Below are 19,877 nucleotides of genomic sequence, written 5' to 3' on the forward strand. Positions count from 1 at the left end.
GATCCGACGGGCAGCGGACCCAGCTCACCGGCACGACCCCAGCACCGTAGAGCAGCACACCACCAGATCACGCACACCCAGAGCACGAGGCCCCGCGACGCTGCGGGGCAGAGAGCGACGAGGATGACGATGTCCCTGATCCGCCCCGCCACCGGCACGACCGGCAGCCCGGACCCTGCGACCCCCGGGTCCCCCGTGCCCGGCCGCGCCGATGCCGCGAGCAGCGGGCTCACGAGCGGCTCGCTCGCGCGCACCGCGCTGTCCCGCAGGTCCTTCGGCAAGCTGCTCGTCGCAGCCGCCGGCACGGCAGCGCTCACCGCCTGCGCCCCCCGCAGCGGCACCCCGAGCCCCGACGCCCCCCTGCGCGTCATGGCCATCAACCACGTCTGGTCGCAGGCGATCTCGGCGTACTTCCCCGAGTTCGAGGACATGATCGGCCGCCGCGTCTCCATGCAGATGCTCACGGCGGACCAGCTGTCCAACTCCTACAACGTCAAGCTCAACGCCTCGGCGACGGACATCGACGTGATGATGGTCCGCGCCCTCCAGGAGCAGCTGCTCTTCGCGCGCAACGGCTGGATGGCCGACCTCACCGACCGCGTCGAGGACACCGCCTTCGACTGGGCGGACTTCCAGGAGGCTCCGCGCGACCGCTCGGTCACCCGAGGCCACGTCCTCAGCGTCCCCGTCGTCACCGAGCGCCCGGCGCTCTACTACCGCAAGGACCTCGTCGAGGGCCTCGGCGGTGCCCCGCAGACCCTCGACGACCTGCTCGCCATGTCCCTCGAGCTCGCCGACCGCGACAACGGCCAGTTCGGATTTGTCGGCCGCGGGCAGCGCGCCGGTGCGGTGAGCCAGTGGTCGAGCTTCCTCTACTCCTTCGGCGGCGACTTCACCCTCGAGGACGGCTCGTCGGGCATCGGCACGCCCGAGGCCGTCGCGGCCTACGAGTACTACGGCCGTCTTCTGCACGAGGCCGGTCCGCCCGGGGCGACCAACATGAGCCTCGAGCAGGCCATGCCGATCTTCGCGCAGGGCAAGGCCGCCTTCTACGTCGACGCCGACGCGATCTACTCCAACTTCCTCGACCCGTCGATCTCGACGGTCCAGGAGACCGTCGGCTTCGCGCCCTTCCCGGCCGGCCCGGCGGGCTCGAAGCCGCACAACATCCCGTCGTGGAGCATCGGCGTCAACGCGTTCTCGCGGATGCAGGACGACGCGTGGGCTTTCGTGCAGTGGGCGTCGAGCCCCGAGATGGTCGCCAGGCTCCAGGCCGAGGGCATCCCCGGCGCACGCCAGTCGGCGTGGTCGGACCCCGAGACCCTCGCGTCCTTCCCGCCCGAGCTCGCCGAGACCATGCGGATCAACGCCGAGAACGGCATCGGGCACGACCGCCCCGAGGTCATCCAGGTGGGGCGCGCCCGCGACATCGTCGGCCGCCCGCTGGTCGCCGGGATCCTCGGCGAGGACGTCGCGTCGGTCGCGGCCGACGCCGACGCGGAGTTCCGCGACTTCCTCGACCGTGACAACCGTCAGCAGGAGTTCTGATGAGCCGCAGCACGACGGACGCCCCGTCGCTCCCCGACACCCGCCCGACCTCGACCCGGCCGGCTGGCCGCACCGCGCGGGGCCTCAAGGCGCCCCGCACCTTCGAGCAGGCCAACCGCCGGCTCAAGTGGCTCATGCTCTCCCCGGCCCTCGCCTTCGTCGGGCTGATGATCGTGTTCCCGCTGATCTTCACCGTGAACCTCAGCTTCACCGACGCCTTCGGTGCCGTGAACGCCGACAACCGGTACATCGGCCTGCAGAACTACGCCGACGCGCTGAGCGACGCCCGACGCTTCTGGCCCGCAGCCTGGCGCACCGTGATCTTCACCGTCGTCGCGGTGACCCTCGAGGTGGTCCTCGGGCTCGCCCTCGCGATGCTCATGCGCAAGGCCTTCCGCGGCATGCGCATGGTCCGCACGGTCCTCATGATCCCGCTGCTCGCCACGCCCGTGGCGATCGGCATCCTCTGGCTGCTCATCCTCGACCCGACCAACGGGATCGCGAACCACCTGCTGGGCTTCGTCGGGATCCCGCCGCAGGAGTTCCTCGGCTCGGTCAGCCAGTCGCTGCCGACCCTCATGCTCATCGACGTGTGGCAGTGGACGCCCATGATGACCCTGCTGCTGCTCGCCGGGCTCACCACCCTGCCCGAAGAGCCCGAAGAAGCCGCCCGCGTCGACGGCGCGACAGCCTGGCAGCGGTTCCGGCACATCATCCTGCCGATGCTGTGGACCACCCTGCTCACAGCCCTCGTGCTGCGCGCGGTCGACGCCCTCAAGACCTTCGACATCCTCTACGCCACCAAGGGTGCCGGGGGTGGCTCGAGCTTCGAGGTCGAGACCCTCAACGTCTACGCCTACGGCCTCACCTTCGACTACCAGGAGTACGGCCTCGCCTCGGCGGTCCTCGTCCTGTTCACCCTGTTCATCATCGGAGTCGTCGTCCTGCTGCGTCTCCGCTCCGGAAGGAAGTCCGCATGAGCGCCGTCGCCACGCGAGCTGCCGGCTCGCCCCGTCCTGCGGGCACCGGGACCCGGCCGCCCGTCGTCCTGCGCGAGGCTCCCCGGTCCCCCTGGGGCTGGCTGCGCGGTGTCGCGATCACCGTCGTCTCGCTGATCTTCGCGATGCCCGTCGTCTGGATGATCGCCGCGGCCCTCAAGACGAACGTCCAGGTGACCGACCCGAGCGTCGGCCTGATCTTCTCCCCGACCCTCGACAACTTCCGCAGCATCCTCGCCGACGGCGAGATCTTGCGGTCGATGGGCAACTCGCTCATCGTCGGTGTCGCGTCGACAGCGCTCTCGGTGGTCATCGCCGTGCCAGCCGCCTGGGCCGTCGGGCGCTTCTCGATGCAGCGGACCGGGTCGGTCGTGCTCGTCGCGCGCATCGTGCCGGCCGTCTCGCTGCTCGTGCCCTGGTACTACCTCTTCGCGCAGGTGGGCCTCGTCGGCACGTACACGGTCTTGATCCTCAGCCACATGTTCGTCTCGGTGCCGCTGATCTTGTGGATCATGATCGGGTTCTTCGAGGGGCTCCCGGTCGAGCTCGAAGAGGCTGCCCGGACCGACGGCCTCACGGCCTTCGGGGCCTTCTGGCGGATCGCCCTGCCGCTCGCGGCACCCGGCACGGCGACGGCCTCGGTCCTCGCCTTCATCTTCAGCTGGAACAACTTCATGTTCGCGCTGATCCTCGCCGACGAGAACACCAAGACCATGCCCGTGACGCTGTTCAGCTTCATCTCCTACGCGAGCACCGACTGGGGTGGTCTGATGGCCGCAGCAGCCCTGATGACCGTGCCGGTGGTCCTCGCCGCGGTCTTCGGGCAGAAGTACCTCGTCGCCGGGCTCACCGCTGGAGCGACGAAGGGCTGACGCGGGTCGGGTCGTCGAGAGTTCCTCGTCGACGACCCGACCGCAGCACGTCCTCGGTCCTCCACCGCACAGCCTCCACCGCACGGTCCGCCACCCGGGGCCGTCCGCAGCACAGCCGTACCGCACCCCCACAGGAAGAGCGCAGAACCTCATGAAGATCGTCGACGCCCAGGTCATCGTCACCAACCCCGGACGCAACTTCGTCACCCTGAAGATCACCACCGACTCCGGGTACACAGGGCTCGGGGACGCGACGCTCAACGGCCGCGAGCTGTCGGTCGTGTCGTACCTGCGTGACCACGTAGCGCCGCTGCTCATCGGCACAGACCCGCACCGCATCGAAGACACCTGGCAGCTCCTCTACCGCGGTGCGTACTGGCGCCGCGGCCCGGTGACCATGGCCGCCATCGCCGCGGTCGACGTCGCGCTGTGGGACATCAAGGCGAAGGTCGCGGGCCTGCCGCTCTACCAGCTGCTCGGCGGCGCGAGCCGTGACCGGGTCCGTACCTACGGCCACGCCAACGGCGCCGACCTGCCCGAGCTCTTCGACTCGGTCCGCGCACGCCTCGCCGAGGGCTACACGGCCGTCCGCATCCAGACCGGCGTCCCCGGCCTCAAGACCGTCTACGGCGTGCACCAGGGCACCGCGATCGCCGAGGCCGACGGCGTCGCGGGGGCCCCGCGCCTCGACCAGACGGCTCGACCGGTCGTCGAGGACTGGGACACCCGCGCCTACCTGCGGCACATCCCGACGGTCTTCGAGGCCGTCCGCAACGAGTTCGGTCCCGAGATCCCGCTGCTGCACGACGCCCACCACCGGCTCACACCGATCGAGGCGGCACGCCTGGGCAAGTCCCTCGAGCCCTACGACCTCTTCTGGCTCGAAGACTGCACGCCCGCCGAGAACCAGGACGCACTGCGTCTGGTGCGCGAGCACACGACCACCCCGCTCGCGATCGGCGAGGTGTTCAACACGGTCTTCGACTACCAGACCCTCGTGGGGGAGCAGCTCATCGACTACGTGCGCTCGGCCGTGACGCACTTCGGCGGGGTGTCGCCGCTGCGCAAGCTCTTCGACTACGCCGCGCAGCACAACATCAAGAGCGCGATCCACGGCCCCGAGGACATCTCGCCCGTGGGCATGGCCGCGGCGATCCACCTCGACCTCGCGATCCACAACTTCGGCATCCAGGAGTACTCCGGCTACACCGCCCGTACGCACGAGGTGTTCCAGCACGCCTTCACCTTCACCGACGGCCACCTGCACCCGGGCGAGGTGGCCGGCATCGGCGTCGAGCTCGACGAGGAGATGGCCGCAGGCTACCCCTACGCCCCGGCCTACCTCCCGGTGAACCGCCTCGCCGACGGGACTATCCACGACTGGTAGGGCTGCGGAGGGTCGGCGGACCTAGGCTCGCGGGTGGGCGTGGCTGGTGCTGCGCCGTCCAGCCGACCGAAGGGCGTCCACCATGACGACGATCGTCCACCTCGAGATCCAGATCCACCCCGACCACCTCGCCGACGCCGCCGAGCACCTCAGCGCGACGCTGGCTGCGACACGGGCGTGGCCGGGCAACGAGGGCCTGGAGGCTCTGGTCGACGACGCCGACCCCGGGCACGTCCTCGTCGTCGAGCGCTGGGCGACCACCGCGGACCACGACGCCTACGCGGCCTGGCGCACGACGCCCGAGGGTCAGGGCCGGCTCGGCGAGATCCTCGCGGCACCGCCCGTCAAGACCGTCTACTCCGAGCGCCTGCCGCTCGCTCTCTGAGAGAGGCCGGGACGAGCGTCTCGACGGGTGACCGGTCTCGCGCCTCGAGGTCGTGTCGTCGTCGCGGTGCACCGACGGCCGCTGACCGTCCCGCCCGCCGACCTCAGGTCGTCTCGACCTCGACCCGCGCGGCGCGCGCGAGGATCTCTCGCGCCGCCTCGCGGGCGACGGCGAAGGGTGCCGCGAAGGTCGCCGTCCCGACGGTGACGATCGCGCCCTCGTAGAACAGCATGAGCATCTGCGCGATCGCCTCGGGGTCGGCGACCCCGGCCTCGCGGCACAGCTCGGCGAAGACGCTGAGCTGCCACACCTTCTGCCGGGTGACCTCCTGTGCGATCGGGTCCGAGATCTCGGCCGTCTCGGCGCGCGCGTTGATCGCCGCGCACCCCCGCGGGCTGTGGTCGTCGGACCACGCGGCCGCCGCGTCGAGGACGAGGAGCGGCCTGTCGAGTCCCGTCGCCTCGGAACCGGCGATGAAGCCGTCGAGGAACTCGCGCCACCGCCTGTCGCGCCCCTGCAGGTAGGCGACGACGAGGGCGTCCTTCGAGCCGAAGCGCGCGTAGAGCGTCTTCTTGGTGACGCCTGCGGTCTCGGCCACCAGGTCGACCCCGACGGCATGGATCCCGCGCTCGTAGAACAGCTCGGACGCCGCGTCGAGCACGCGCTGGGCGGCCGGCGTGAGGACGGGAGCGGCTGGGGAGGTCTGCATCTGAGCCACTCTACCGATCGGTGGAGCACCAGGTATACCGATCTGTATAGTCAACGCCATGACTAAACAGATCGGTATACCTGCTGTCGTCGTGCCAGTCCTGCTCTCGGTCGTCTTCGTGCTCTGCTGGTCCTCCGGGTTCCTCGTGGCCGCCGTGGACGTCGGCGCGCCTGTCGCCACCCTCCTCACCTGGCGCTTCGCGGTCGTCGTGCTCCTGCTCGCGGTCGCGACCGGGGTGGTCCGTCGCCGGCGTCAGCACCAGCCGCCCCGGCGCGACGAGCTCGGGCGCCACGGGCTCGTCGGGCTGTTCTCCCAGGTCGGGTACGTCGTGCCGATCTACGTCTCGGTCGGGCTCGGGGTGAGCACGGGGACCACGGCGCTCATCGACGCCGTCCAGCCGCTCGTCGTCGCGACCCTCGTCGGACCGGTCCTCGGGCTCCGGGTCCGCGGCGCCCAGTGGGCGGGCCTGGCCGCCGGTGCCGTGGGCGTCGCGCTCGTGGTCTCTGCGGACCTCGGGTCGGGGACGGCGTCCTGGTGGGCCTACCTGCTGCCGCTCGTCGCGATGGCGAGCCTCGTGGCCGCGACCCTGGTCGAGCGTCGCCACCCGTCCGAGGCCTCCGTGGTCGACACGCTCCTGCTGCACGCGACCGTCGCGCTCGTGGTCATCGGCGGGTTCGCGCTGCTCACGGGACAGGCCGTGCCCCCGACGACGGCCGTCTTCTGGGGGACCGTCGCCTTCGTGGCCGTCTCACCGACCCTCGCCGCCTACGGCCTCTACTGGTACCTCGTGCGACGCCTCGGGATCACCGTGCTCAACGCGCTGCTGTTCTGCGTGGCACCGACGACAGCCGTCGCGGGGGCGCTGGTCTTCGGCGAGCCGCTCACGCCGCTGACCGTCGCCGGGCTCGCGCTGTGCGCTGCAGGTGTCGGCGTCGTCATCACGAGCGAGGCACGAGGTCGGCGTCCTTGCGCCGTCCCCGCGCGCGACCTAGTCTCCTGAGGGCGCTGTGGTGCGCCTCCCGACCTTCTAGGAGCACACTCATGGGCGCCCCCGCCGGCTGGTACGACGACCCGCAGGACCAGCAGCTGATCCGGTACTTCGACGGAGAGAGCTGGACCACGCAGACGGCCCCGCGCCCCGGCGCGAGCCAGCCGTCGTCGCCGGCGGCCCAGCCCTCGTCGCCCGCCGCCACCCACGACGCACGCCCGGCCTGGGTGCAGGGCGCCCAGCAGCCTGCCCGCGGCCAGCAGCCCGGCGCGCAGAAGACACCCTCGTGGCAGACCGCCGCCCAGCAGCAGGGTCAGCAGCCCGCGCAGAGCCAGCCGTCATGGCAAGCACAGCAGTCGCAGGCCCGCCAGCCGCAGCAGCCGCAGTCGCCGACCGCCGGCTTCCAGTTCGGCGGCGCCCAGCAGGTCCCGACCGCCGACGCCGCCCCCTCGCAGGGCACCCCCAAGGCCGTGAAGATCGGCATCCTCGCGGCGTTCTTGGCCTGCCTCGCGATCTTCGCCCTCGGCTACGCCATGACCGACCGCGAGTCCGGCGACGGCCTCTCGGCAGAGGACCTCGGGATCGTCGGGATCGGCTGCCCGGAGCTCGCGGACCAGTGGGCCACCCTCACGGTGTCCGACCCTGACGCCGATCGCCTCGTGTCTGCGAGCGACGGCTCGGAAGACCGCAGCGCCGTCGGCGACGTCAAGGCACCGACAGGCAACGGGCAGAACTTCGTCTTCAGCTGCACGTACCCCACCGCCGAGTGGGCTGACGGCAGCCAGACCGGCCTGACCCTCGAGGTCCGCGTCGACAAGGACCTGCGCCTCGCCGTCGGAGCCCAGAAGCGCTGACGTCCGTCGCCTGGCCTGTGCGACACGGAGGTCGAGCAGACGACCGGCTAGAGAGCCGCAGCCTCAGCCGCCGACGACGCCTCGTCGAGCGAGGCCAGGTACTCCGCGTTCCCCCGCACCGCAGGCTTGTACCTGTCGAGGTCCTCGGACTCCACGTGGTCCGCGAGGAGCAGCAGCACGCTCGCCAGGGCCGTGCTGGCACGCCCGGCAGCGTGCAGGCTCAGCGACTCGAAGACGCCGAGGGCGACAGACTCCGGGAACTCGGCCCGGGCCTGGGCGAAGAGCGCGAGGGAGTCCTCGACGCGCCCGACGTTGCGCAGCGTGCTGCCGTGCTGCAGGTAGCACCGTCGGCGGAGGTCCCCCTCGAGCCCCTCAGCGGTCGCCTGCTCGTACAGCCCGAGGGCCCTCTCTTCGTCTCCGGCCGTGTCGTAGGCTCCGGCGAGCTCGTAGAGGACGCGGGCGTCGTGCGGGTGCTCGTCGTGCAGCGGGAGCAGGGCGGCGATCGTCGGCGCCATGTCGTCACGGTCACGAGCTGCGAAGATCCTGTCCAGCTCGTCGTACAGCTCTCGGGTCGTGCTGGTCGCTCTGGTCACTCGTGTCATGGTGTCCTCCAGCGGCCCACTCTTCCACGGTCACGCCGGCGGGCCCCCGCCACGCGAGGACGACCGACGGGAATGCTGCGGCCCGCGTACCGGTTGACCCGAGCATGACTGCTCCCCTCAAGGTCGACATCTGGTCGGACATCGCCTGCCCCTGGTGCTACGTCGGCAAGCGCCGCTTCGAAGAGGCCCTCGTGGCCTTCGACGCGACAGGCGCCGCGCGCCCCGTCGAGATCGAGTACCACTCCTTCGAGCTCGCGCCCGACACCCCCGTCGACTTCGACGGCTCCGAGGTGGACTTCCTCGCCGGTCACAAGGGCATGCCGCGCGAGCAGGTCGCGCAGATGCTCGGTCAGATGACCGAGGTCGCCGCGTCGGTCGGCCTGAGCTACGACTTCGACGCGCTCCAGCACACCAAGACCCTCAAGGCCCACGAGCTGCTGCACCACGCCAAGGCGCAGGGCGTCCAGGGCGAGATGAAGGAGCGCCTGCTGCGCGCCTACTTCGAAGAGGGCCGTCACCTCGGGCGCGTCGACGAGCTCGTCGCGCTCGCGGCCGAGGTCGGCCTCGACGCCGACACCACTCGTGCTGTCCTCGAGTCCGGTGAGCATGCCGGCGACGTCGCCCAGGACATCGCCCAGGCGCAGGCCTACGGCATCCAGGGTGTGCCCTTCTTCGTCGTCGAGGGCAAGTACGGCGTGAGCGGCGCGCAGGAGCCCGCAGTGTTCGTGCAGGTCCTCGAGAAGGCCGCGGCCGACGCCGACGTCCCGGCCGACGCCGCCAGCCGTGGCTGACGACCGCACCTCGGCCGTGCCCGCCGACGCGGCGGGCACGGCGCCGAGCGGTGCGTGCGAGGGCGGCGTGGCGCTCGCGCCCGACGCCCTCGCTGCCGGTCGAGCGGCCAGGCGTGAGACTGCTGGTCCGGCGCCTGAGGATGCCGAGCCCGCTGCCGCAGAGCCAGCCACCCCTGTGGCCGTGCCGCCCGTGCTCGCCGTCCCTCAGGTCCAGGTGGTCCCCGCCTTCCAGATGCTCGGCTCGGACGACGTCGGCGTGTGCGTCGACGGTGTCTGCGCCGTGCCGGCACCGTCGACCGCCACGGAGCCCGGCCCCTCGACCACGGGCACCGAGCAGGACTGAGACTGCCGGGCGTCCGAGACGACGAGGCCGCCTGTCGCCTAGGCTCACCGGCATGACCACAGAGCAGCGCCCCGCGGCGCCCGACGCCACGAGCGCAGCCGCCGCGGCGCGAGCCCTCAACGAGGGTGCTGCGGCGGGCGAGGCTGTGGTCGGCGGCTCGACCGCGACCATCGAGGAGACCGCCGCGGTCGAGAAGTCCGCAGGCGCCACGGAGACCGCGGACAGCGCGACCAGGACGGAGACTGCGGACAGCGCCACCGCCACGGACCCCACGACGGTCCAGCAGGTCGGCACCGTCAGCCTCGGGGAGGCGGCGCTGCGCAGCTGGCACCGGTGGGCCTCGCACATCAACGACCCGCGCCTCCCGCCCGTGCCCAAGACCCCGCACTGGTGGTCGCTGCACGGTGTCGGCGCGTGGTTCGGTGTGATCTTCTACTCGTGGTCGATGAGCGCGTCCCTGCTCCCACGCCCCTGGTACCTGCAGGCTCTCGCGACGGGCATCTGCGTCGCGCTCGGCTACGGGGTCGGGGTGAGCATCGCGACCCTGCTGCGCAGGCTCGGGTTCTCGCCCGACTGGAAGGCGAACCGCCGCCGCTGGGCATGGATCGTCCTGGCCGTCGTGACGGCTGTCGTCGTCCCGCTCGCCTTCTTCCTCGGCGGTCACGCCCAGACCGTGACGGCCGAGCTGGTCGGCATGCCCGTCGACAACCGCTGGTTCCACGTCCTGGCGATCCCGGTCGCGGCCCTCGTCGCGGTCGCCCTCATCGGGCTGTTCAGGGCCCTCATCCAGCTCGGCAAGATCTTCGCGCGCTTCGGCTCGCGCTTCGTACCCGTGCTCCCCGCCAAGATCTTCGGCACCGTCACGGCTGTGGTGGTCGCCGTGCTGCTGGTCCAGGACGGAGTGCTGCCCGGCATCCTGGCCGTCGGCGGACGTCTCGCGGCGCAGACCGACCAGGCGGACGTCCCGGGTGTCGAGCAGCCTGTCGACCCCGAGCGCTCCGGGTCGCCGGACTCCCTCGTCGACTGGGACGGGATGGGCCGCAACGGCAAGGTCTTCGTCGCGGGCGGCCCGACGGTCGACGAGCTCGAAGAGTTCAGCGGCGAGCCCGCGATGACGCCGGTCCGTGCCTACGCGGGTCTGGAGACCTCGGACGACCTGCGCGAGGTCGCGGCGACGGTCGTCGCCGAGCTCGCCCGCGAGGGCGGCTTCGACCGCGAGGTGCTGGCCGTGGCGACGACGACGGGCAGCGGCTGGGTCAACGAGGCCCCGAGCACGTCGCTCGAGTACCTGCACAACGGTGACACCGCGATCGCCGCCATGCAGTACTCCTACCTGCCGAGCCCGCTCGCCTTCATCGCCGACCGCGAGACCCCCGAGAACGCCGGGCGGGCGCTCTTCGAGGCCGTCTACGCGGTGTGGGACCAGATGCCCGAAGACTCACGGCCGAAGCTCGTGGTCTTCGGCGAGAGCCTCGGCTCCTACGGCGGGCAGGCCGCCTTCAGCGGCGTCGACGACATGGCTGCGCGGGTCGACGGCGCGCTGTGGATCGGCTCCCCGAACTTCTCCGAGCCGTGGGGGCGGATCACCGACGAGCGCGACGCAGGCTCGCCCGAGCGGCTGCCGGTCGTCGACGGCGGCGACCACGTGCGCTTCGTCGACACCCCTGACGGGCTGACCGACCTCGGCCCGTGGGAGGCACCGCGGATCGTGTACCTGCAGCACGCGACAGACCCTGTCGTCTGGTGGTCGCCCGACCTCATCCTCCGCCAGCCCGACTGGCTCAAGGAGGACCTCGCGCCCTCGGTCAACCCGGACATGCAGTGGTACCCCTTCGTCACCTTCTGGCAGGTGACTGTCGACATGGTGTTCTCGATCGACATGCCCGACGGCTACGGGCACAGCTACGAGCTCGGGACCGTCGACTCCTGGGCCGCCATCGTGCCGCCCGAGGGCTGGACCGCGGCCGACACGTCGGCGCTGCGCGAGTGGGTGGCGGCGCCCGGCGCCTAGAGCGGCCGGGTCTGCGGGCTCCCGAGGAGCCAGTCGACCACCTCGACGGCCGTCCACGTGCCGGGGTGGCGCGCTGCCAGTCGTGTCGCCCCGTCGACGTCGACCCCCAGGGTGACCAGCGGCGGCTCGACGTAGCCGTCGCCGCGCGTCTGGCCGAGCCCGACGTTCGCGGCGAGGGAGTTGCACAGGCAGGACCGTCCGACGGTGTCCGCGGCGTCGCCACCCTTGCGCTCGTACATGTGGACAGGTTCGGCGGGGCAGCGGTACGTGATGGTCCCGTCGGTGCGCTCGAGCGGGGTCCGCAGGTAGCCGAGGTCGCAGAGCCTCGGGCGCTCGGCGACCACGGAGGCGTCGGAGAGGGTCGCGGGGAGCTGGACGACCTTGAAGGGGAAGCCTGTCGGCGAGGCGAGCGGGTCTGTCCGGACGTCGAGGGTGCCAGCCCGCAGCCGGGCGAGCACGTCGTCGCGGAGCGCAGGGTCGAGGCCGGACTCCTCGGAGAGCGCGAACAGCGTGCCGACCTGCACCCCGGCAGCCCCAGACTCTTCAGCCGCTGCCAGCGCCTCGGGCGTCCCGTGCGCCCCGGCGAGCCAGAACGGCAGCCCGAGCTCGGCGACCTTCGACACGTCGGCCTGGTCGCGCGGTCCGAAGACCGGCTGACCTGTGTCGTCGAGGGTGAGCCGGCCACGCGGCGGCGCGTTGTGGCCGCCCGCGGGCGGGCCCTCGACGACGAACCCGTCGGGACGGACCTTCTCGTCCCGCACGAGGTGCGCCGCGAGGGCGTGCGCGGAGACGATCGCGAGGAAGGTCGGCCGGACGAGAGGCTCGAGCGGGATGCCGAGGAGCGCCTCGGGGTCGAGGTCGACAGTGTGCCCAGACCCGCCGGTGACAGTCACCGGGAGCTTGACCGCCTCGTGCCCGGAGAGGTGGTCGAGCAGCTGGGGGATGTCTCGGGGGATACCTGCACCCATGACCACGTAGTCGACACCGGCGAGCATCGAGCCGTAGGTCGCGGTCGGGGTGGCCATCTGGACCTTCTCGAGGAAGTTGATGCCGACCAGGCCGTCGTGCCCCTCCTTGGCGAGCCACACCTCGACAAAGCTGCCGAGGACCATGAGCTCCTGGGCCAGCCGGGTCTGGCGCAGCGCGAGCCTGGGGACCGGTGCATAGGGCTGACCCGCCCGGCGGCCGTCGGCCCTGAAGTACCGGGCGAGCACCCGCTGGGCGATGCGGGGGACGGGGAAGGCGCCGAGCGCTCGTCGTGCGGCGCCGTCCTGGTCGCCGTCCTGCAGGCGTCGCGCGAGCACGAGGTCGAGGGCCGTCCCGGAGACCAGGCCGAGCTGGCCTGTGCGGGCGACGGCCGAGGCCAGCCGCCACGACGAGACGGCGACGCCCATCCCGCCCTGGATGACACGAGGGAGCGACCGGCCCGGGGTGGGCAGGGAGAACGGGAGTGCGGTCACGGATCGACCCCTCTGTCAGGCTACGGTGACGTAGGTTACTGAACCGTAGGTTCGAGGGGTGGGGCGGGCCCGGGACCAACGTCCCCGGCCCGCCCGGTGGTACCGGAACTGCTCGGCTACATGCCCATCGCGTGGACGCCGCCGTCGACGTGGACGATCTCGCCCGTCGTCGCGGGGAACCAGTCGGAGAGCAGCGCGGCCACGGCGCGGGCCGTGGGCTCGGGGTCGCTGACGTCCCAGCCGAGCGGCGCGCGCTCGTCCCAGCCGCCCTCGACGGCCTCGAAGCCCGGGATCGACTTCGCGGCGGTGGTCTTGACCGGACCTGCTGCCACGAGGTTCACGCGGATGCCGTGCGGGCCGAGGTCGCGGGCCAGGTAGCGCGAGGTGGACTCGAAGGCCGCCTTGGCGACGCCCATCCAGTCGTAGACCGGCCAGGCGACGCTCGCGTCGAAGGTCAGGCCGACGACCGATCCGCCGCCCGAGAGCAGCGGCTGGGCCGCCACGGCGAGGGACTTGAGGGAGAAGGCCGAGACCTGGAGGGCCGTCGCGACTTCGGCCCACTGCCCGGCGAGGAAGTTGCCGCCGAGCACAGACTGCGGGGCGAAGCCGATCGAGTGGACGACCCCGTCGAGGCGGTCCGTGTGCTCGCGGACGGTGTCGGCGAGCGCCGCGAGGTGGGCGTCGTCGGTCACGTCGAGCTCGACGACAGGAGCAGGGGCGGGCAGGCGCTTGGCGATCGCCTGGGTGAGGCGGAGCTGACGCCCGAAGGACGTGAGGATCACCTGAGCGCCCTCCTGCTGGGCGAGGCGTGCCACGTGGAACGCGATCGAGTGGTCCGTGAGGACCCCTGTCACCAAGATCGTCTTGCCGTCGAGCAGGGCCATGCGGGTGTCCGTCCGTCGAGGGGTGGGTGCTGGGCTCATCTTCGCAGGTGCCGCGACAGCCGGGGACCGCCTCCCTAGGCTGGGTGCATGACGACGCAGATCACCTCGGCCCAGGACGTGCTCGACGACGGCTTCGTCCTCGTCTGCGACTACCAGCGCACCCTCGAGGGTGTCGTGGGGGAGGGGACGCCGTACGCGGCCGCCGCGGGTGGGCGCTACGACGTCGACCTGGCGGCCGGGACGCTCACCTTCTCCGGTGCGGGTGTGCCCCCTGTCGTGCTGCGCGCCCACCTGCTCGGGTCGGCGGCACCGGGCCCCGGCACGTGGTTGTGGGCGTGGGGGAACGACGCCGGCTTCCCCGACGAGGTCCTCGCCTACGCCCGGCACGTGAGCGACTTCGGCACCCGCTACGGTCTCACCGAGCTCTCGCAAGCCCAGCAGGAGCTGCGCTCCTCACCGCGAGAGGACGCGCGGCACTACGCGGCGCTCGCGGCCACGGTCTGCGGCGGCATGACCACCTACACCTGCGTGGTGGGTGCGGGGACCGTGGTGGCGCTGCTGCTCGACGGGCCCGAGGTGACGCTGCCTGCGCCGAGCGCCGTGCGGGCTGCGGCCCTGCTGCCGGAGGTCGCAGCCTCGGGTGTGGTCGTGGACTGGCCTCGTGCCGTGTCGTCCTACGGCCGGATGCGTGGCTTCGGCGTCGAGGAGGCGGCCGGTGAGACGACGCTGCGCGCTGCGGACGGCGCCGTGGTCGCGACCTTCGACGACCTCGGACGGCTCTCGAAGGTGTCGGGACGGCTGGGCGGCTGAGCCGCCTAGATACTTGACACTACAACTAATGAATGATCAACTAGTTCTTCCACACCCCGGAGGAGCACCCGCATGAGCCGCGACATGATCGACACGTCCACCTCGCCCGCGCAGGCCGACGCCCGCGCCGCCGAGCACGAGGCGCGCGTCCAGGCGCCGCACGCCCTCGGCGCCGTCGACCTGCTCGCCGCCGACACCTCGATGGACGCCGTGACGCTCTACGTCCACGACATCGACGCGATGGTCGCCTTCTACTCCACGGCGATCGCCCTCGACGTCATCGCACCCGCGGGCGGCGCCTCGTCGGCCGCCGCAGACCGCCGGTCCGGGATCGTCACCCTCGGCCGAGGCCGCACGCCGCTCGTCGTGCTCCGTCACGCCCCCGACATGCCCGCCCGTCGCCCGGGCGAGGCCGGCCTGTTCCACACCGCGATCCTCTTCCCGACGCAGGCTGCCCTCGCCGCGACCATGCTGCGCGTCGCCGAGCACGCCCCGCAGCTCTACACGGGCAGCGCCGACCACCTCGTCTCCGAGGCCTTCTACCTCGACGACCCCGAGGGCAACGGCATCGAGCTCTACGTCGACCGCTCCCGCGACCAGTGGTCCTGGCAGGGCAGCCACGTCGTCATGGACAACCGGCCGCTCGACCCCAACGGCTTCATCCGCACCCACCTGACCGACGAGGTCGCTGCGGCCCCCAACGCCCAGGACGCCGTCGTCGGGCACGTCCACCTGCAGGTCGGCGACGTCGAGCGCGCCCGCCAGTTCTACGTCGACACCGTCGGCTTCGAGGCCACCGCCGAGATGCACAGCGCGCTGTTCGTCTCCGCGGGCGGCTACCACCACCACATGGCCATGAACACGTGGTCCTCGATGGGCGCCGGACCGCGCGCGGTGTCGCTCGGCCTCGGCGAGGTGTCGATCGTCGTGCCGACCGCGGACGACGTCAGCGCCCTCGCCGACAGGCTGCGGCACCACTCCGTCACCGTCGCCCACGAGGGCGCCGGCGGACCGGGCGAGCTGCTCCGCTTCGACGACCCGTGGCGCAACCGGATCGCGGTGTCTGCGGCGGCCTGAGGCCTCCCGGCGAGCCGCCGGTCCCGGTGTCCTCCTGCCCAGGCTGTCGGCCCGCGCAGGAGGATGCCCGCCGGCCCCTGGGCCCGCTCACAGCCTCCCGGCAGCGGCCTCGGACCCGACTCCTGCAAGAGGCATGACAGATGTCATGCCCACCCCGGGACACCCTCACCCCGCACTGGTGAGCCCGCGCACTGACCTCCGCCCCGGACCGCCGGGAGAGTGGAGGTATGAGCCAGCACACGACACACAGCCCCGCGCAGAGCGGTGACCTCGTCATCGACGTGCGCGACGCCAGGCGCCGCTACGGTGCGCCCGCCTCCAGCCGCAAGGGTGCGTCCCGCGGCTTCGACGCCGTCCGCGGGGTCGACCTCCAGATCCACCGCGGCGAGCTCTTCGCGCTCCTCGGCACCAACGGGGCCGGCAAGACCTCCCTCATGGAGATGATCGAGGGCATCGCCGCCCCGAGCGGCGGCAGCATCCGTGTCCTCGGCAGAGACCCCTTCATGGAGCGCTCCGAGGTCCGCCGGCACACCGGCATCATGCTGCAGGACGCCGGCTTCCCGGCCGACCTCACGGTCAAGGACATGGCCAAGGCCTGGGCCGGGACGCTCACCGACCCGCGCCCGGTCGCCGAGGCCCTCGACCTCGTGGACCTCGGCCACCGCGCCGACGTCGCGATCCAGAGCCTCTCGGGCGGTGAGCGTCGCCGCCTCGACCTCGCACTCGCCGTCATGGGTCGCCCGTCGGTCCTCTTCCTCGACGAGCCGACCACAGGCCTCGACCCGGAGAGCCGCATCGCCGCCTGGGACCTCATCGCCTCGCTGCGCGACGCCGGCACCACGATCATGCTCACGACCCACTACCTCGACGAGGCCGCGCGCCTGGCCGACAGGCTCGCGATCATGCACCACGGGCAGGTGGTCGTCACCGGCACCCAGTCGGAGATCGTCTCGGGCTACCCGTCACGCATCGGCGCGACGCTCCCGGCGGACGCCCCGCCGCTCCCGCCCGAGCTGGTCCGCGGGCTGCGCGGCGACGGGCCCCGCGCGCTCGTCGAGACCGACGACCTCCAGGGCGACCTCACCCGGCTGCTCGCCTGGGCGCAGCAGCACCAGGTCGTGCTCGGTGACCTCGACGCACGGGCGTCGACCCTCGAGCAGGCCTTCCTGTCGATCGCCGCGCAGCCGCGCGTCGACGACCAGCAGCCCGCCCACGACCAGCAGCCTGGCGCCATGGCGCCGACCACCCTGCGCACCGCACCGAAGGAGCACGCAGCATGAGCACCCTGACCAGCACGACCGCCACCTCGCCGCGCACAGGGTCGGCCCCCACCACGTCGCCGAGCGACCGCAGGCTCTCCGTGCGCCGCACCTGGTCCCTCGCCGCCGCCGAGATCCGCCTGCTGCTCCGCAACCGGGCGCTCCTGTTCTACTCGGCCGGTCTGCCGATCCTCGGTGGGCTGTTCATGCTCCGCGTCCTCCCCGACTCCGGGGACACCACGCAGATGCAGGCCACCCGACTCATCATCACGATCACCGGCTTCGCGCTGCTCTTCGGTGTGTACTACTCCCTCGTCTCGACCTTCGTCGCGCGCCGCCAGGACCTCGTCCTCAAGCGCCTGCGCTCGGGGGAGAGCTCGGTGCTCGACGTCCTCACGTCGATCTCGCTGCCGTCGATGCTCACGATGATCGTCCAGGCCGTCGTCGCGGCGGTCCTCGCCGCGGTGCTCGTCGGGACCTACACACCCGTCAACGTGGCGCTCGTCGTCGTCGCCGTCCTGGGCGGCGGTGTGGTCGTCGCGCTGCTCGCCGCCGTGAGCTCGGCCTTCAGCAGCACCGTCGAGTCTGTCCAGGTCACCACGCTGCCGCTCATCCTCGTGCTCATGGCCGCCCCCGGCTTCGCCGTCCCCGCCTCGGTCATGCCGGACACCTTCCTCGCCGTCGCGCGCTTCTTGCCGATGAGCCCTGTCGTCGAGCTGATCGAGCTCGGGATCGCGGGGGTCGACAGGTCCGGTGAGGTCCTCGACCTCGCCGGGACCTTCTCCGCAGCGGCGTTGCCCTTCGTGGTGCTCGTCGCCTGGGGTGCGATCGGGGTGTGGGCGACCATCCGGTACTTCCGCTGGGAACCGCGCCGCTGACCGGCGCGTGTGACAGGGTGTCACCCGTGGAACTACGCCAGGTCTCGCGTCCCAGGCGCAACCAGACCGACTCCCTCGACCTGCTCATCCGCGGGACCCTCTACTCCATCCTGCTCTTCGAGGTCGTCCTCCTCGCCCAGGTCTTCGCCGGCGACGGGGACGGCCAGGGCGGGCGGGTCGCCCTCGGCGCGCTGCTCGGCCTCGCGCACGCCGCGGTGTGCGGTCTCGTGCTGCGCGGCAGCCTCGCGACCATGCTCCGCGGGGAACCGATGGACCGCCGCCTCTGGTGGGCGCTCGGGGGTGCCGCCGTCGTCATGGTCGCGGCCATCCTCGCGCTCCAGGGCGGCGACGACCTCGCCGGGGGGATCCGTCTGTCGCTGCTCGTGGTCGGCTCCTTCTCGCTCTACGCAGTCTCCCCGATCCGGTCTGCCCGCCGTCTCACCCTCGCCTCGCTGCTGCTGTCCTTCGCCGTGGTCGCGCTGGCGGTGGGTGACGGCGTCGCCGGAGAAGACGTCGTGCTGATCGTCCTCTTCTCTTTCCTCTGGCCGCTCTTCGTGGTGGTCGTCGCCGGCCGCATGACCTGCTGGATGCTGCTGCTCGTCTGGCAGCTCGACGCGGCTCGCACGGCTCAGGCCCAGCTTGCCGTCGCCGAGGAGCGGCTGCGCTTCTCGCGCGACCTGCACGACGTCGTCGGGCGGACCCTGTCCGTCGTCGCGGTCAAGAGCGAGCTGGCGGCCGAGCTCGCCCGGCGTGGTCTCGACGGTGCCGCCGAGCAGATGCTCGAGGTGCGGCAGATCGCCCAGGACTCGCTCCGCGAGGTCCGCACCCTCGCCGTCGGGTACCGCACGGCGGACCTCGACGCAGAGCTCGCGGGGGCGCGGTCGTTGCTCCGATCGGCTGGCATCGACGCCCGGACGACCATGCTCGCCGAGCTCCCCGGACCGGCCGAGCGCGAGGTGCTCGCCTGGGTCGTCCGGGAGACGACCACCAACGTGGTGCGCCACTCGGACGCCCGCCGGTGCACGCTCGACCTCATGCAGGGCGACGACGACACCACGGTGCTGCTCGTCGTCACGAACGACGGCATCGCGCCCGACGCGTCGGCACCGGTCAGCGGGAGTGGCCTCACCGGGCTGCGCGAGCGGCTCTCGGCCGTCGGCGGCCGGCTCGACGTGCGGGTCGAGGGCGGGACCTTCGTCGTCTCCGCGACGGTCCCCGGCCTTGCGGACAGTGCAGGAGATCACGCCGAGCGCTCGGGTGCCGCCACCCGGGACGCCGACGGGCGCAGCCCGGTGCCTTCCGAGCCGACCAGCCCCACTGTCTCGACCGACGCGACCGACCCCACCGACGGAGCCATGCACCGTGACTGACACCCCGACCCTCGCAGGCCCCGTCCCGACGACCATCCGGGTCCTGCTCGCCGACGACGAGAACCTCATCCGCACAGCCGTCGCCACGCTGCTCGGTCTCGAGGACGACCTCGACGTCGTCGCCCAGGCCGCGACAGGCGACGAGGCGCTCGCCGTCGCGCTCCGCACGTCCCCCGACGTCGCGGTGCTGGACCTCCAGATGCCCGGCCTCGACGGCATCGAGGTCGCCGAGCGTCTCGCGGCCCAGCTCCCCGGCTGCCGCTGCATCATCGTCACGAGCCACGGCCGCCCCGGCTACCTCAAGCGTGCCCTCGCCGTCGGGGTCCGCGGCTTCTTGCCCAAGACCGCCTCGGCCCTCGTCGTCGCCGACGTCATCCGCTCGGTCCACGCCGGCGGACGCTACGTCGACCCCGAGCTCGCCGCCGAGGCGATCGCGTCGGGTGACAGCCCGCTCACCGCCCGCGAGGCCGACGTCCTCGCGCTCGCAGCCGACGGATCGCCGGTCGACGAGATCGCCGTGCGGGTGTCGCTGTCTGTCGGGACGGTCCGCAACTACCTGTCGACAGCCGTCATGAAGCTCGGCGTCTCCAACCGCCACGAGGCCGCCGCGACGGCCCGCCGGCACGGGTGGATCTAGCAGAAGAAGCCGAT

Annotated in this window: 20 protein-coding genes; 16 read left to right on the plus strand and 4 right to left on the minus strand. The window is 71.9% G+C overall.

The annotated features are described in order from the left end of the window. Positions 1 to 129 precede the first annotated feature (129 nt). From SANBI_RS01800 to SANBI_RS01820, 5 genes are all read left to right on the plus strand, one after another. Positions 130 to 1,548: an ABC transporter substrate-binding protein gene (locus SANBI_RS01800; RefSeq protein WP_319158397.1), complete on the plus strand. Its 1,419-nt coding sequence runs from the start codon at positions 130 to 132 to the stop codon at positions 1,546 to 1,548. Then, a complete protein-coding gene (locus SANBI_RS01805; protein ID WP_319158399.1) occupies positions 1,548 to 2,528 on the plus strand; it encodes a carbohydrate ABC transporter permease in 981 nt (326 codons plus the stop codon). Before SANBI_RS01800 ends, SANBI_RS01805 begins: the two co-directional genes overlap by 1 nt. Continuing rightward, positions 2,525 to 3,418: a carbohydrate ABC transporter permease gene (locus tag SANBI_RS01810; protein WP_319158401.1), complete on the plus strand. Its 894-nt coding sequence runs from the start codon at positions 2,525 to 2,527 to the stop codon at positions 3,416 to 3,418. Before SANBI_RS01805 ends, SANBI_RS01810 begins: the two co-directional genes overlap by 4 nt. Positions 3,419 to 3,569: 151 nt before the next feature. Then, positions 3,570 to 4,805, plus strand: coding sequence for a D-mannonate dehydratase ManD (manD, locus tag SANBI_RS01815; RefSeq protein ID WP_319158403.1), 1,236 nt, complete (start codon positions 3,570 to 3,572; stop codon positions 4,803 to 4,805). A gap of 82 nt (positions 4,806 to 4,887) precedes the next feature. Beyond that, positions 4,888 to 5,190, plus strand: a complete 303-nt coding sequence (locus SANBI_RS01820; protein WP_056135579.1) for a putative quinol monooxygenase — start codon at positions 4,888 to 4,890, stop codon at positions 5,188 to 5,190. A 103-nt stretch (positions 5,191 to 5,293) separates the two neighbouring features. On the opposite strand, the gene SANBI_RS01825 is transcribed toward SANBI_RS01820, so the two are convergent. Further along, positions 5,294 to 5,899 carry a TetR/AcrR family transcriptional regulator gene (locus SANBI_RS01825; RefSeq protein ID WP_319158406.1) on the minus strand — a complete coding sequence of 202 codons (606 nt, stop codon included), beginning with the start codon at positions 5,897 to 5,899 and terminating at the stop codon, positions 5,294 to 5,296. A 58-nt stretch (positions 5,900 to 5,957) separates the two neighbouring features. Here SANBI_RS01825 and SANBI_RS01830 point away from each other — a divergent pair, with 58 nt between their 5' ends. After that, positions 5,958 to 6,899: a DMT family transporter gene (locus SANBI_RS01830; protein WP_319158408.1), complete on the plus strand. Its 942-nt coding sequence runs from the start codon at positions 5,958 to 5,960 to the stop codon at positions 6,897 to 6,899. Positions 6,900 to 6,940: 41 nt separating this feature from the next. After that, entirely contained in the window at positions 6,941 to 7,741 is an 801-nt protein-coding gene (locus SANBI_RS01835; protein WP_319158410.1) for a DUF2510 domain-containing protein, read from the plus strand. Between the two features lie 47 nt (positions 7,742 to 7,788). On the opposite strand, the gene SANBI_RS01840 is transcribed toward SANBI_RS01835, so the two are convergent. After that, entirely contained in the window at positions 7,789 to 8,343 is a 555-nt protein-coding gene (locus tag SANBI_RS01840; RefSeq protein ID WP_319158412.1) for a tetratricopeptide repeat protein, read from the minus strand. Between the two features lie 104 nt (positions 8,344 to 8,447). On the opposite strand from SANBI_RS01840, the gene SANBI_RS01845 reads away from it, so the two are divergent. Genes SANBI_RS01845 through SANBI_RS01855 form a run of 3 tightly spaced genes read left to right on the plus strand, consistent with a single transcriptional unit; the run spans position 8,448 to position 11,488 of the window. Continuing rightward, positions 8,448 to 9,134 (plus strand): DsbA family oxidoreductase, encoded by a 687-nt coding sequence (locus tag SANBI_RS01845; protein WP_179914514.1) that lies wholly within the window; start codon positions 8,448 to 8,450, stop codon positions 9,132 to 9,134. Beyond that, positions 9,127 to 9,477, plus strand: coding sequence for a hypothetical protein (locus SANBI_RS01850; protein ID WP_319158415.1), 351 nt, complete (start codon positions 9,127 to 9,129; stop codon positions 9,475 to 9,477). Before SANBI_RS01845 ends, SANBI_RS01850 begins: the two co-directional genes overlap by 8 nt. A 52-nt stretch (positions 9,478 to 9,529) precedes the next feature. After that, complete coding sequence (locus SANBI_RS01855; RefSeq protein WP_319158416.1) at positions 9,530 to 11,488, plus strand: alpha/beta hydrolase; 1,959 nt, start codon at positions 9,530 to 9,532, stop codon at positions 11,486 to 11,488. Here the strand turns inward: SANBI_RS01855 and SANBI_RS01860 are convergent. Both SANBI_RS01860 and fabI read right to left on the minus strand, forming a co-directional pair. Next, complete coding sequence (locus tag SANBI_RS01860; RefSeq protein ID WP_319158418.1) at positions 11,485 to 12,948, minus strand: nitronate monooxygenase; 1,464 nt, start codon at positions 12,946 to 12,948, stop codon at positions 11,485 to 11,487. The genes SANBI_RS01855 and SANBI_RS01860 overlap by 4 nt on opposite strands. Positions 12,949 to 13,064: 116 nt before the next feature. Continuing rightward, positions 13,065 to 13,832: an enoyl-ACP reductase FabI gene (fabI, locus tag SANBI_RS01865; protein ID WP_319161142.1), complete on the minus strand. Its 768-nt coding sequence runs from the start codon at positions 13,830 to 13,832 to the stop codon at positions 13,065 to 13,067. A gap of 87 nt (positions 13,833 to 13,919) precedes the next feature. On the opposite strand from fabI, the gene SANBI_RS01870 reads away from it, so the two are divergent. From SANBI_RS01870 to SANBI_RS01895, 6 genes are all read left to right on the plus strand, one after another. Then, entirely contained in the window at positions 13,920 to 14,642 is a 723-nt protein-coding gene (locus SANBI_RS01870; protein ID WP_319158420.1) for a DUF6882 domain-containing protein, read from the plus strand. A gap of 72 nt (positions 14,643 to 14,714) precedes the next feature. Then, complete coding sequence (locus SANBI_RS01875) at positions 14,715 to 15,719, plus strand: VOC family protein (RefSeq protein WP_319158422.1); 1,005 nt, start codon at positions 14,715 to 14,717, stop codon at positions 15,717 to 15,719. 227 nt (positions 15,720 to 15,946) lie between these two features. After that, the gene (locus SANBI_RS01880; RefSeq protein ID WP_319158424.1) at positions 15,947 to 16,999 is read left to right on the plus strand and encodes an ABC transporter ATP-binding protein; all 1,053 of its coding nucleotides are present in this window, start codon (positions 15,947 to 15,949) and stop codon (positions 16,997 to 16,999) included. After that, positions 16,996 to 17,856, plus strand: coding sequence for an ABC transporter permease (locus SANBI_RS01885; protein ID WP_319158426.1), 861 nt, complete (start codon positions 16,996 to 16,998; stop codon positions 17,854 to 17,856). The genes SANBI_RS01880 and SANBI_RS01885 overlap by 4 nt, the downstream gene beginning before the upstream one ends. Positions 17,857 to 17,882: 26 nt before the next feature. Continuing rightward, on the plus strand, positions 17,883 to 19,226 hold the full coding sequence (locus SANBI_RS01890) for a sensor histidine kinase (RefSeq protein WP_319158428.1): 1,344 nt from the start codon (positions 17,883 to 17,885) through the stop codon (positions 19,224 to 19,226). Then, complete coding sequence (locus tag SANBI_RS01895; protein ID WP_319158430.1) at positions 19,219 to 19,863, plus strand: response regulator transcription factor; 645 nt, start codon at positions 19,219 to 19,221, stop codon at positions 19,861 to 19,863. Before SANBI_RS01890 ends, SANBI_RS01895 begins: the two co-directional genes overlap by 8 nt. Positions 19,864 to 19,877 lie beyond the last annotated feature (14 nt).

The sequence above is a fragment of the Sanguibacter biliveldensis genome (genome assembly GCF_033798665.1).
In the GTDB taxonomy this organism is placed as follows: Bacteria; Actinomycetota; Actinomycetes; order Actinomycetales; family Cellulomonadaceae; genus Sanguibacter; species Sanguibacter inulinus.